We start from the raw sequence: 13,353 nt of genomic DNA, 5'->3' as shown, positions 1-13,353 counted from the left end.
TTTTTATGCGTGTAACGCTTTTCCATCTACAGCTAATGCTGCTTCACCAATCGCCTCAGATAATGATGGATGCGGATGAATTGTATGTGCTACTTCCCACGGTGTTGCATCAAGTACTCTTGCAAGACCAGCTTCAGAAATCATATCTGTTACATGTGGTCCAATCATATGAACACCAAGAATGTCATTTGTTTCTTCATCAACTACAAGTTTTACGAAACCATCTGATTCGCCGTATACAAGTGCTTTTCCGATTGCACGGAATGAGAACTTACCTACTTTTAACTTATAGCCTTTTTCTTTCGCTTCTTGTTCTGTTAAACCGACAGAAGCAACTTCTGGACTGCTATATACGCATTTTGATACCATAGAGTAATCAATTGGTGTAACTTCTTTACCAGCAATATGTTCTACTGCAACAATTCCTTCATGAGAAGCAACGTGAGCAAGTTGTAAGCCGCCGATTACATCTCCGATTGCGTAAATATGAGATTCTTTCGTTTGATAAAACTCATTTGTTTGAATGTATCCTTTTTCCACAACGATATCCGTATTCTCTAAACCAATATTTTGCGTATTGGCTTGTCTTCCTACAGATACAAGCATTTTTTCTGCTTTAAATTCTTTATTCTCACCGTTATGTTCAGCTTGAATTGTTACTCCGTTATCTTTTACCAATGTTTCTGGTAATACTTTTGCACCAGTTACCACTTTAATACCTTTTTTCTTGAATAGACGTTGCATTTCTTTTGAAACGTCCTGATCTTCTAGTGGTAATATCGTTTTCGCATACTCTAATACTGTAACTTCTACACCGAAGTCAGCAAGCATAGATGCCCACTCAATACCGATTACACCGCCACCAACGATAATAATCGAGCTAGGAAGCGTTTCCATTTTTAGAGCATGATCGGAAGACATTACATACTCTCCGTCTAATTCTAAACCTGGTAATGAATTCGGACGAGAACCTGTTGCAACAAGTACATTTTTTGGAATTAACATTTCATTCTCTTCTCCACTTGCAAGTTCAACTGAAATTGTCCCCGGCATTGGAGAGAAAATAGATGGGCCAAGAATACGGCCGATACCTTCAAACACATCAATTTTACCTTGTTTCATTAAGTGTTGAACACCTTTATGAAGTTGCGTTACAATCTTCTCTTTACGCTCTTGCACTTTCGCAAAGTTTAGTTCTACATTACTTGCAATAACTCCGAACTCTTCGCTTTTTTTAGCAGTTGCGTATACTTCCGCACTACGTAAAAGAGCTTTACTAGGAATACATCCTTTGTGCAAACAAGTACCACCAAGATTTTCTTTTTCAACAAGTGCAGTTTTTAAACCTAGTTGTGATGCTCGAATAGCAGCAACATATCCACCAGTACCGCCGCCAACGATGACTAAATCATATTCTCTTGCCATTATCTCAACCCCTAGCTACTGTTTGTTTTTCTCGTACAACATACTCTTTCGGCGCTTCTTCTTCACGTAATACACGAAGTGCTCCTTCTGCTAATGCTTGTAATTCATCTTCCCCTGGATGTACGATAACATCTGCAATCCAGTCAACACGTTCTTTTATTTCATCAACAAGAATTTTACTGTACGCAAGTCCACCAGTTAAAACGATTGCATCAATTTTCCCGTGAAGTACAGCGCTAGCTCCGCCAATCTCTTTTGCAACTTGATATGCCATTGCTTTATAAATAAGAGTTGCTTCTGGATCACCTTTTTCAACCATTTGTTCCACTTTGATCGCATCATTTGTACCGATTAGGCTTACAAGTCCACCTTGTCCAACAAGTTTTTTAACCATTTCGTCACGGTAATACTCACCAGAGAAACACATCTCCACTAATTGCCCTACCGGTACTGTACCCGCACGCTCTGGACTAAATGGGCCTTCTCCGTTTAAGCCGTTATTCACATCAATAACTTTTCCTTTTTTATGAGCACCAACTGTAATACCGCCACCCATATGTGTAACTAATAAATTTAAATCCTCGTATTTGTGATTTAATTCTTCAGCCACTTTACGAGCAACCGCTTTTTGGTTTAATGCATGGAAAATACTTTTACGTTCCATACCAGCAATACCGCTTATACGAGCAACCGGCTCCATTTCATCTACAACGACAGGATCTACTATGAATGCCGGAATATTTAATCCAGAAGCGATTTCATATGCTAAAATGCCTCCAAGGTTTGAAGCATGATGACCGCTAAACCCATTTTTCAAATCTTCTAACATCGAATCGTTTACTGTGTATGTTCCGCCTTCGATTGGACGAAGTAATCCCCCACGCCCACAAACTGCGTTTAACTTTGAAATGTTAATACCGTGAGAATGTAGAACTTCTAAAATCGTTTCTTTGCGAAACTCATATTGATCGATAATTCTTTTATATTTTCCAATTTGTTCTTCGTCATGACGAATAGTTTCTTCTAAAACGGGCCTTTCATTATCAAAAACACCAATTTTTGTGGATGTACTACCCGGATTAATAACAAGAATTCGATTTAAAGACACTGTTGCTACCTCCACTAATAAATTCAAAAGGAGGTGGAAACCTCATAAGAGGTAACCACACCTTTTGTAAAAGTAATATATGAATGATTAGCGACGGCTAATAATGTCGTGACCGTTGCGTAAGTATGTGCTACGAGAGTTTTTCAAGCTTGCAATGCGCTCTTCAGCTAAACGATCTGCTGCTACATAAGTTGCAATGCCATCGCGTTTTGAAATTTCGATTACTTTTGCAATTGTGTCATAAATAGACTCAACACGTTTTAGTGCACGTTCTCTATTGTATCCATATAATTCGTCTGCTACGTTAATTACACCACCAGCATTAATAACATAGTCTGGTGCGTATACAATACCCATTTCATGAATCATGTCGCCGTGACGATTTTCTTTTAATTGGTTATTTGCAGAGCCTGCGATTACTTTTGCTTTAAGTTGTGGAATAGTTTCGTCATTAACTGTTGCGCCTAATGCACATGGTGCGTAAATATCACATTCAACACCGTAAATTTCATTTGGCTCAACTGCTGATGCACCGAATTCTTCTACCGCGCGTTGTACAGCTTCTTTATTAATATCTGTAACGATTAATTTTGCTCCTTCAGCATGTAAATGTTTGCATAGGTGGTACGCTACGTTACCAACACCTTGAACAGCAATTACTTTTCCTTCTAAATTATCAGTACCGAAAGCCTCTTTCGCAGCTGCTTTCATACCACGATAAACACCGTATGCAGTTACTGGAGATGGGTTACCAGAAGAACCGAATGATGGTGAAATACCTGTTACAAAATCAGTTTCTTCGTGAATAATATCCATATCATCTACTGTTGTACCAACATCTTCAGCTGTAATGTAACGTCCGTTTAATCCTTGAATGTATCGTCCTAATGCACGGAACATCGCTTCGCTCTTATCTTTACGTGGATCACCGATAATTACTGTTTTCGCACCACCTAAGTTTAAGCCAGCTGCTGCGTTTTTGTATGTCATCCCTTTTGCAAGACGCAATGCATCTTCAATCGCCGCTTCTTCAGAATCATATGTCCACATTCTTGTTCCACCAAGAGCTGGTCCAAGTGTTGTATCATGAATTGCGATGATTGCTTTTAAACCAGATTCTTTATCTTGACAAAATACTACTTGCTCATAATCATATTTTTCTAAGTATTCGAAGATTTCTAATGTCATTGTCGTTTCCCCCTAGTGTTTTACCCTGTTTGGTTTATTTTGAAGCAGTCGTAACTGCCAATGCTAATGAATATACTTTTGTTTCTGCTGAATCAGCACGAGATGTTAAAACAATTGGTGCTTTTGCGCCAGCAATCATAGCTCCTACTTTTGCATCCGCAAAGTATACGAGTGATTTGTATAGCACATTTCCAGCTTCAATCGTTGGGACGAGTAAAATGTCTGCTTTACCTGCTACATCACTTACTATGCCTTTATGTTCTGCTGCAATTTGTGATACTGCATTATCTAAAGCAAGTGGTCCATCAACGACACAATTTTTAATTTGTCCGCGGCGATTCATTTGAGTTAACATCGCTGCATCAATTGTCGCTTGCATCGCAGGATTCACAACCTCTACCGCTGCAATTGGTGCTACCTTTGGCAAATCTATTCCTATTGCCTGGGCAACTTCTACAGTATTCTGTATAATAGCAGCTTTTTGTGTTACATCAGGTGCAATGTTCATCGCTGCATCTGTAACAAAGATAAGACGATCGTAATTTGGAACTTCAAATGCTGCAACGTGTGAAAGTACGCTACCTTTACGAAGTCCCCACTCTTTATTTAATACAGCTTTCAAAATATTTGCTGTCGGGATGTTTCCCTTCATAAGCACATCTGCTTCGCCATTTCTTACAGCTTTAACAGAAAGTTCTGCAGCCTCAGCACTTGACGCTGCTGCAATCACTTCAATGTGTTCTGAAGTTTGTAAACCATGTTCTTGTAGCATCCCCATTATTTTTTCTTGATTTCCATATAGACGAAATTGAGCTAGCTGTAATTTAATTGCTTTCGCTACAGCTTCAATTACTTCATGATCTTCAGCTACTGCTACAGCCACAGTTTTTTTAGGCTGTCCTGCTGCTTGATCAATTAAGTGTTCTAACTTCATATTTTGTAATCAACCCTTTCCGTCGTCCCTCGTCTATTTATAAAGCAAATACCGTGCCAACTTTCAAAAGTGGTCTTACCAATAATGAAAACGCATTCAAAATGCAGTAAAATCAATACTTTGGAAAATAACAAAACATTCTGTCTTATTTTGTCGCTTTTTGTATACCATGCAATAAATTGCACGGTACGCAATTTATTGCATGCTATTTTTTGCACACTCATACTTTTCTAGCTTGTAATATAAATTTCGAACCGAAATTCCTAATGCTCTTGCAGTTTTTGTTTTATTTCCATCAAACCTCTCTAAACATTCATGAATGATATGCCCTTCAAACTCTGTCACTAATTGTTCAAGTGGCTTTTCTTCTAATTCAGGTAATAAGTTATTTTGTTTTACCTCAGTCTGCTCCTCTGTATGTAAAGGTGGTAAATGGTGGACATCAATATATATTTCGTTATAATTCATAAAGATAATAGCTCGTCCTAAAATGTTTTCAAGCTCCCTCACATTTCCTGGCCATTCATATGATTGTAAATATGAAATAGCCGAATCAGTGAGCCCCTCTACATTCCGACCATAATCTTGGTTAATTTTTTGAATCAATCTGTCTGCAATTGCCGGTATATCTCCTTTTCGCTGACGAAGAGACGGAATTTGAATTGGAATTTTATTTAATCGATAATATAAATCTTCTCTAAACTCTCCTTCTAGAATGCCCTTTTCTAAATTCACATGTGTCGCTGCAATTACCCGGACATTTATAGGTATCGCTTTCGTTCCACCAACTTTTACAATTTCTTTTTCTTGCAACACGCGAAGGAGTTTTGCTTGCGTATTTGCAGACAATTCTCCTATTTCATCTAAAAAGATACTACCGTTATTCGCTTCCTCAAAAAAACCTCGTTTTCCGCCTCTTTTTGCTCCTGAAAATGCACCTTCCTCATAACCGAATAATTCACTTTCTAATAAAGTCTCGGAAATAGCAGCACAGTTTACCCGGACGAATTTATTATATTTTCGATTACTTCCATTATGAATTGCATGTGCAAACAATTCTTTACCCGTTCCAGATTCTCCGCGTAGTAATACTGTTGCCGGTGTATTCGCTCCAAGTTTCGCCTGTTCAATAGCGGCCGTTGTTTCATCTGAATTTCCGACAATGTCATCAAATGAATATTTCGCTTCTAACGTTCGAATAATTTGCCTTGCTCTATTCAATTCATTTGTTAACTTTTGAATTTCTGATACGTCACGAATTACACCAACGCTTCCTTTCAATATCCCATCCACTATAACTGGCGCTACGTTTACAATTACATCACGCTTCTTTTGTCCAATCTTCATATGTATTCCGCGTACCGCCCTACGCGTTCGAAGTACTTTCATATGCATACTTTCACCTTCTACAATATCAGTTGTAGCCGGTTTCCCAATAATGTCCTCTTCTGTTAAACCTGTTAATTTCGTATACGCAGGGTTAATTACTAATCCTCTTCCCTTTTCATCCACGACCGAAATTGCTTCCTCAGACGAGTTGATAATCGCCTCAAGTAACGTTTGAATCTCCTTTAAATCTGTAACTTCTTCCGCAAGATCTACAACCTCTGTTATATCTTTAAAAATCGCAAATGCCCCTTGTACCTCTCCTCCCTCTTTTAATATTGGAATACGGGTTGTAATAATTTTCTTTTCATTCTCTAATGTCAGTTCATAATTTACTTCTATTTGTTTCGTACGTATAATACGAAGCAATTTACTAGTCGGAATAACTTCTAAAATATATTTCCCTACCGCATCTTCTTTTTTATATCCGATAATACGCTCTGCACTTTTATTAAATAGGCGTACTTGTCCCTCTCGATCAATCACAATCATACCGTCATGCGTAGAATTTAAAATTAAATCCCCTTGCTGCGTCTGTTCTTCTAATTTTCCAATTAAACTTTCCTTCTCATGTGCTAATCTCGTAACAATTTTCGCAATATCACCTGGTATAAGAAGAGTATCTTTATGCTTTTTCTTTATTAAATCTTTATGTAAATCATCGTCACCCGTCATATCAAACATTACATCAATATGCATAGAAAGAAACGGCGTTACACTCTCTCCAATTGTAACCCCATATTCCTTAGCCATTTGTAATCCCTTTGCTATCGGATTTATATCAATAATCCCTATAATTTGAAATATATTTGAACTTTGTAACAGATTCAGCAGTGTACTACCACCTTCACCTGCACCAACAATTAAAACTTTTTGTTTCATATATTACACTTCCTCTCGAAGTATCTCTGCAAAATTTTTCACACCCTTATCTTACTCGTTCAGCCCCCTCTTGACAAACCCCCTTTTCATATAACATCATTAAAATAAACAAAATAATCTGAAAAGGAGCGTTTATATGCAGCGTTACCTTGCTCTATCATTAGCACTCATCCCTATTTCATTAGCTGTGTTTGGCATTAAGTTAATGAGAGATACTGTATTCGGGATTCTATTTCCTCCACTCTCTATACTATGGTTACAATTTTTAATCGGCGCTCTCTGCTTCGGGCTCGGGTTTTATATCTTCGGAGGCTTCGTCTTACACCGAGACCGTAAACGAAATAAAGTACAAGCTCGCTTTAGAAGGTAGGAAGGCCCCACTATTTATAAATAAAAAATGAGACCGTTACACGCGGTCTCATTTTTTTATTGGCAATAACATTCTTGCTGTTTCGGGGTAATCAGTAATAATTGCCGAAATATTCATATCAAAATATTTACGCATAAGCGTTTCTTCATTTATTGTATAGGGCCGAACCTCTACACCACTTTCCATCGTTAATTCAGCAACAGCATCTTGAAGATAACGATAATTAGGGTGCACTGCTGTAGCGCCCATTTTTTTCGCATACGCCCACGGACTATGCAAACCTTCACGATATAAAATCGCTGTTTGAATATCAGGAGCCATCATATGACACCTTTTCATACTGTAGTGATTAAATGAAGAAAATATAACACGATCTTCTAGATTACATTTCCGTACAAGCGTTATAACTTCTTCCTCTAAACCTCTGTATGGAATTTTATTATTTTTCAGTTCAATATTAAGTAGCAACTCTGTTTTATCAATCCATTCTAATACCTCTTCTAAAAGAGGTATTTTACAAAAGCCTACTTTATCACCGAATTTATAGCTCGCATCTAATTTACATAAATCCTCATATAAATAATTACGAACCGCACCTTTTCCATTTGTTGTCCGGTCCACTGTTTCATCATGAATGACGACCACTTTTCCATCTTTCGTTAATTGAACATCAAGCTCAATTCCATCTGCTCTAAAAGATTCAGCTGCTTCAAATGAAATCATTGTATTTTCTGGGTACGTTCCCGCTGCACCACGATGTGCAAATATAAGAGTCATCCTCACTCCCCCAATCTTATGCTATACTATACGAAAAAGGAGGTACTTCTATGAGACCATTACAAATTTCTCCAGACACTGCAGTCCGCCTATCAAAAGCATTAGGTGTTCCACTTGAACAACTTATGCATATGCCGCAGCACATTCTAATTCAAAAGTTAGTTGAATTAGAAAAACAAAATAAAGACGAGGAATAATACAGTCCTGTTTTGCAGGGCTTTTTATTATTTTCTATTATATCACGGATGACTTCCCTACTAAAATCCTTTAACAGATATACTATGATTCCATTTAATCTTTTTTCAAACATTTATAATCAATAAATTAAACCCCCTCTTTTAATAAAAGAGGGGGTTTCTTACTACTCATTTCAGTTACTCAAATTATGCATGTTTCTTTTCTTTATTAAAAATCATAAACAATTTATACAACCCTAAAGAAGCTGGAATATTCATAAATGCAAATGCTTCATAAGTATAATGAGGAGCTGTTTCCCATAGTAATAAGAAAGTAAACACCCCTAACGTACTAATCATCGCAATTCGTATAACTTCCGATTCATTTTCATCTTTCTTTTTATAAAGTATAACAGCCGCCAGAACAGCTACATAAACAAATAATTTGATAACATACGAATATACAGTAACGATTTTATACTTCGTTGTACTATAGTTCGATACGTAATTAGTTATCGTGTCGTTCTTCTGCTCAAACCATTGTCCAATACGGTACATGGAGAACTGACTTGATACCCATTCTCTAGTTATTTTTTCATTTTTAATTATCTTTTAAAAAACTCACTTATATGTAATATTACTAAAAACAGGATTTATCTTCCATGATATCAAATGATCTCTTGTTCTCAATAAAATAAAAAGACCAACGAATTCTAAAATTCATTGGTCATTAAATAAAAAGTTCATTGGTTTTACATTTAATATCGAGTATAAATTTAAAGAATGATTAAGCTTTACTAAAACTTAAATCCCTTACTATCTTTACTCTCAGCTAGCCTTATGTTCAAGTCTCAACTTATCCGCAACCATTGCGATAAACTCGGAATTCGTAGGTTTTGCTTTTGACATGGATACTGTATAACCGAATAAGGACGAAATAGAATCAATATTCCCACGACTCCATGCTACCTCAATTGCGTGACGGATTGCACGCTCGACGCGGCTTGCTGTTGTATTATATTTCTTCGCGATATCTGGATACAATACTTTCGTAATAGATCCAAGTAATTCGATATCATTGTACACCATAGAGATTGCTTCCCTTAAGTACATATACCCTTTAATATGAGCAGGCACACCGATTTCATGAATGATACTCGTAATGCTCGCGTCTAAGTTTTTCGGTTTTCCATCTATTGTAGTTGCTGAACGGAAAGATGGAAGTGGACGTTTAATGGTAGCGTTCGCCTTACCGCTCACTTGACGAATATGACTCGTTAAATTCTCCATATCAAATGGTTTTAATATGAAATATGAAGCACCTAAGTCAACAGCTTTTGTCGTCACATCTTCTTGTCCAAATGCTGTCAACATAATTACGCTAGGCTGTCTTAGCCTTTCAATATTTCGCATTTTCTCTAGTACAGCTAAACCATCTAAATGTGGCATAATAATGTCTAAAACAAGTACATCCGGCTGCTTATCATTTAATAAATTTAAACACTCTTGACCATTATAAGCAGTACCGATTACTTCCATATCATCTTGAGCAGCTACGTAACTCTCTAGCATTGATACTAATTCTTTATTATCATCTACAAGACAGACTTTAATTTTCTCCACAGCTTTTCCTCCCTTACCGAATCGATTCTCCGACATGTGTATCCTTCTAGGCTACATGAATTGTTCGACAATTGTGTGAAAATTCCCTTTTAAAGTTTGTTACTTTCCGATAAAATCACAAAAAAATATGTTTATCGTTCATTTATTCCCTTTCGCAACACATTCCATCATAGAAATACAACGAAACGTTCAACCCTTTTCTTTTATTTTACAACAAAAAACACCTCTTGCGGAGCTTTTACAAAATTTCAACGAATTTTTCAAAAGAAAAGCGAGCTAATTAATAATTAGCTCGCTTTTCTTTCTTGTTCATAAATGTTAATTCCAGCCTCATGTAACATCCATTCAATATGAACACCATATCCTGACGTTGGATCATTTACAAATACATGTGTAACAGCACCAATTACTTTCCCGTTTTGTACAATTGGACTTCCGCTCATGCCTTGTACGATACCACCCGTTTTCGCTAATAAACGTTTGTCTGTTACTTTTATTACCATGCCTTTTGTAGCTGGAAACTTTTGCGGTACTGTACTTACAACTTCAATATCAAACGCTTCCACTTTATCTTTATCAATAACTGTTAATATTTTTGCCGGTCCCTCTTTTACTTGATGAGATAGTGCAATAGGCATCGCTTTATCCATTACGCCATTTGGTATATTTGTATTCAATTTCCCAAATATACCAAATGGACTATTTATTGTAATATTACCAATCACTTCACGATCTGGTGAGAACCTCGCTAATTTCTCTCCTGGATTCCCATGACTACCTCTTTCAATTGATGTAACTGTCGAACGCATAATTTGTCCATCTTCGACTTGAATCGGCTTTTTCGTATCGTTATCAGAAATGACATGACCAAGTGCCCCATATTTCATAGAATCAGGATGAACAAATGTCATTGTTCCGATTCCAGCTGCCGAATCACGAATATATAAACCAATACGATAAGACGATTCTCCACTGTCTTTTTGTGGTGTTAACTTAGTGCGGATATGTTTTCCATCTCTTAACAAAACAAGATTAAGCGGTTCACCTGTTTCACCACTATTATGAATAAATGGCGCTACATCACTCATTCTTTCAATTGTTTTACCATTAATTTCAGTAATCATATCTCCAATTTGCACACCAGCTGTTTCACCAGGAGATACTTTCCCTTTTTCAGTTTGAATTAAATGATGGCCTACAACAAGTACCCCTTTTGTATTTAACTTCACACCAATTGATTGTCCACCTGGAATAACTTTAAAATCTTTCAATACTTTCACATTTACTTTTTTCACTGGAAAACCAGCAAGCTGAAACACCATATCTGCTTCACCATTTTGATGAGGATTTACCATAAGTCCTTGTTTTTGTTCATTGGAACTTACTGTAAACACATGACGATCTGTAGATGAAGCGTGAAAAACTGGTAATGAAGCTATTTCTGATTGTTGCCCTTCAAAAACAACAAGTTGCTTCGGGGATGAAATAAACGTCCGAAGCGGTTTAAAACACCCAATAAAAACTAAAGAAACAAGGAGACAAAGACCTATTATTTTGCGAAATCTTTCTAATCTCAATTTGTTCACTCTCCTCGCTCCTACCCCACATTCAGCCTCTTGGCTTCACTTTTTAATCTCTCCTTGCAGTGCTTTATTTATAACCGGAAGAATTAAGAAATCATTATTTGAGAAAAAAAGCTATCCATTACTGGATAGCCTCTGCTGTCTGTTTAAAATGATGCGCTTGCGTAAGTAATTCTTTCGCATGTTCTGTCGTTAAATCTGTAATTTCCACACCAGAAATCATTCGAGCTATTTCTGTTACTTTATCCTCCATAGTTAAAACGGTAACTGATGTAATTGTCCGATCATTCGCTACTTGTTTTCGAATAAATAAATGTGAATCCGCCATTGAAGCTACTTGAGGTAAGTGCGTAATACAAAGTACTTGCGAGTTTACTGATACTCGATAAATTTTTTCCGCAATAGCCTGTGCAACCCGACCACTTACACCAGTATCCACTTCATCAAAAATAACAGATGCAACACCTTGATGCTTAGAAAAAATGCTTTTTAAAGCTAAAATAATACGAGATAACTCTCCGCCAGAAGCGACCTTTGAAAGTGGTTTTAGCGGCTCACCTGGATTTGTTGAAATATAAAATTCCACATGATCGTAGCCATCCGCCGTAAGTCTTACCGGGGCACCCTCAACAAGAGGCTCTTCAGCATTTCCTTCTCTCTTCATGATTCTCACTTCAAATTTTGTTTTCTCCATATATAATTCTTTTAATTCCTGATGAATGGCATTTGTAAGATGCTCTGCAAGCTCATGACGCATATTACTTAACGACGTTGCTTCTTGCAGAATAACACTTTCTAATTCCTTTAATTGCTTCTTCGTCGTTTCAATATGAACGTCTTTATTTTCAATCGTAAAAATTTCTTGTTCAATTTTATCAGCATACGCTAAAATCTCTTCTACAGTATTTCCATATTTTCTCTTTAGCATACGAATTTCATTTAAACGCGTTTCAATTTCGTCTAAACGCTTCGGATCATATTCCATCATATCGAGCTTTTCTCTAAGTTGATATGCAACTTCTTCTAATAAGTAGTAGCTATTTGCAATTGAATCATGATTTTCTTGATAAACTTCATCTAAATGTGTAATACTCTCCATTTGTCCCATTGCGCTTCGTACATTATCTAACCCTTGTCCGTCAGCGCTTAATGAGCGATATGCATCGCCTAATGCTTTGTAAATTTTTTCGAAATTAGAAATTTGCAATCGTTCTTCAGTTAATTCAATTTCTTCATCCATCTTTAAATCCGCCTTACTGATTTCTTCATGCTGGAATTGAATTAAATCTAAGCGATGCGCCATTTGTTGTTCATTTTCACTTAACGATTTTAACTGTTTTTTTAATTTCTCATAGTCAGCGTATACATTTTGATATATACCCAATTGTTTGACAATGCGATCTCCATCAAAATGATCAAGCATAAACATATGACGCTCTTCATTCATTAAATCTTGTGTTTCGTGCTGCCCATGAATATCAACAAGTGTTTTTCCAATTTCCTTTAATATACTAAGGGTGACCAGTTTCCCATTTACACGACATACACTTTTTCCGTTTGCAGCGATATCACGCTTCAAAATAATCATGCCGTCTTCTATTTCTATATCCAACTCTTCTGCCTTTTCAATACACGGATGCTTATCATCTTCTACATAAAATAGCCCTTCTATCTCAGCTTTTTCTGTTCCGTATCGAACAAATTCCGCTGAACCACGGCCACCTACAAGTAAACTAATCGCATCAATAATAATCGATTTTCCGGCCCCTGTTTCACCACTTAAAACCGTTAACCCTTTTTGAAAAGAAATATTTAATGCCTCAATAATAGCAAAGTTTCTAATCGATAATTCCGATAACAATGCCCCATTCACCTCGTTATAAACTAATCCCCTATTAAGG

Annotated in this window: 11 protein-coding genes and 1 pseudogene; 2 read left to right on the top strand and 10 right to left on the bottom strand. The window is 36.7% G+C overall.

Annotation, left to right across the window (positions count from 1 at the left end):
- Positions 1-3: 3 nt before the first annotated feature.
- The 5 genes from lpdA to ABH961_RS11590 form a co-directional block, all read right to left on the bottom strand.
- Positions 4-1,425, bottom strand: coding sequence for a dihydrolipoyl dehydrogenase (gene lpdA, locus ABH961_RS11610; RefSeq protein ID WP_000090438.1), 1,422 nt, complete (start codon positions 1,423-1,425; stop codon positions 4-6).
- Between the two features lie 4 nt (positions 1,426-1,429).
- Positions 1,430-2,533 (bottom strand): butyrate kinase, encoded by a 1,104-nt coding sequence (buk, locus tag ABH961_RS11605; RefSeq protein WP_000056197.1) that lies wholly within the window; start codon positions 2,531-2,533, stop codon positions 1,430-1,432.
- Positions 2,534-2,620: 87 nt separating this feature from the next.
- Positions 2,621-3,721 carry a leucine dehydrogenase gene (locus tag ABH961_RS11600; protein WP_000171359.1) on the bottom strand — a complete coding sequence of 367 codons (1,101 nt, stop codon included), beginning with the start codon at positions 3,719-3,721 and terminating at the stop codon, positions 2,621-2,623.
- Between the two features lie 34 nt (positions 3,722-3,755).
- Complete coding sequence (yqiS, locus tag ABH961_RS11595) at positions 3,756-4,655, bottom strand: phosphate butyryltransferase (RefSeq protein WP_088048131.1); 900 nt, start codon at positions 4,653-4,655, stop codon at positions 3,756-3,758.
- 195 nt (positions 4,656-4,850) lie between these two features.
- Positions 4,851-6,923, bottom strand: coding sequence for a sigma-54 interaction domain-containing protein (locus ABH961_RS11590; RefSeq protein WP_048546377.1), 2,073 nt, complete (start codon positions 6,921-6,923; stop codon positions 4,851-4,853).
- Between the two features lie 136 nt (positions 6,924-7,059).
- On the opposite strand from ABH961_RS11590, the gene ABH961_RS11585 reads away from it, so the two are divergent.
- Positions 7,060-7,293 carry a DUF2627 domain-containing protein gene (locus ABH961_RS11585; protein WP_001190198.1) on the top strand — a complete coding sequence of 78 codons (234 nt, stop codon included), beginning with the start codon at positions 7,060-7,062 and terminating at the stop codon, positions 7,291-7,293.
- A gap of 48 nt (positions 7,294-7,341) precedes the next feature.
- Here the strand turns inward: ABH961_RS11585 and ABH961_RS11580 are convergent, their stop codons facing one another.
- Positions 7,342-8,070: a glycerophosphodiester phosphodiesterase gene (locus ABH961_RS11580; RefSeq protein WP_048546379.1), complete on the bottom strand. Its 729-nt coding sequence runs from the start codon at positions 8,068-8,070 to the stop codon at positions 7,342-7,344.
- A gap of 50 nt (positions 8,071-8,120) precedes the next feature.
- Here ABH961_RS11580 and ABH961_RS11575 point away from each other — a divergent pair, with 50 nt between their 5' ends.
- Complete coding sequence (locus ABH961_RS11575) at positions 8,121-8,267, top strand: YycC family protein (RefSeq protein WP_001247671.1); 147 nt, start codon at positions 8,121-8,123, stop codon at positions 8,265-8,267.
- Positions 8,268-8,453: 186 nt separating this feature from the next.
- Here the strand turns inward: ABH961_RS11575 and ABH961_RS11570 are convergent.
- From ABH961_RS11570 to recN, 4 genes and pseudogenes are all read right to left on the bottom strand, one after another.
- Positions 8,454-8,846, bottom strand: a pseudogene (locus ABH961_RS11570) (glycosyltransferase family protein); the annotation flags it as partial.
- Between the two features lie 228 nt (positions 8,847-9,074).
- Positions 9,075-9,869, bottom strand: coding sequence for a sporulation transcription factor Spo0A (gene spo0A / locus ABH961_RS11565; protein WP_033658812.1), 795 nt, complete (start codon positions 9,867-9,869; stop codon positions 9,075-9,077).
- Positions 9,870-10,156: 287 nt separating this feature from the next.
- Positions 10,157-11,455 carry a SpoIVB peptidase gene (gene spoIVB / locus ABH961_RS11560; RefSeq protein WP_048546381.1) on the bottom strand — a complete coding sequence of 433 codons (1,299 nt, stop codon included), beginning with the start codon at positions 11,453-11,455 and terminating at the stop codon, positions 10,157-10,159.
- A 118-nt stretch (positions 11,456-11,573) separates the two neighbouring features.
- Positions 11,574-13,313 carry a DNA repair protein RecN gene (gene recN / locus ABH961_RS11555; protein ID WP_000947743.1) on the bottom strand — a complete coding sequence of 580 codons (1,740 nt, stop codon included), beginning with the start codon at positions 13,311-13,313 and terminating at the stop codon, positions 11,574-11,576.
- Positions 13,314-13,353: the final 40 nt, after the last annotated feature.

Source organism: Bacillus sp. RC251, from assembly GCF_044908765.1.
GTDB classification, from domain to species: Bacteria; Bacillota; Bacilli; order Bacillales; family Bacillaceae_G; genus Bacillus_A; species Bacillus_A wiedmannii.
This window is presented reverse-complemented; position numbering and strand designations above follow the sequence as displayed.

What these genes read in the sequence shown, in the direction of transcription:
- lpdA (WP_000090438.1), bottom strand. Translation starts at nt 1,425, where the DNA reads ATGGCAAGAGAATATGATTTAGTCATCGTTGGCGGCGGTACTGGTGGA.
- ABH961_RS11600 (WP_000171359.1), bottom strand. Translation starts at nt 3,721, where the DNA reads ATGACATTAGAAATCTTCGAATACTTAGAAAAATATGATTATGAGCAA.
- yqiS (WP_088048131.1), bottom strand. Translation starts at nt 4,655, where the DNA reads ATGAAGTTAGAACACTTAATTGATCAAGCAGCAGGACAGCCTAAAAAA.
- ABH961_RS11590 (WP_048546377.1), bottom strand. Translation starts at nt 6,923, where the DNA reads ATGAAACAAAAAGTTTTAATTGTTGGTGCAGGTGAAGGTGGTAGTACA.
- ABH961_RS11585 (WP_001190198.1), top strand. Translation starts at nt 7,060, where the DNA reads ATGCAGCGTTACCTTGCTCTATCATTAGCACTCATCCCTATTTCATTA.
- ABH961_RS11580 (WP_048546379.1), bottom strand. Translation starts at nt 8,070, where the DNA reads ATGACTCTTATATTTGCACATCGTGGTGCAGCGGGAACGTACCCAGAA.
- ABH961_RS11575 (WP_001247671.1), top strand. Translation starts at nt 8,121, where the DNA reads ATGAGACCATTACAAATTTCTCCAGACACTGCAGTCCGCCTATCAAAA.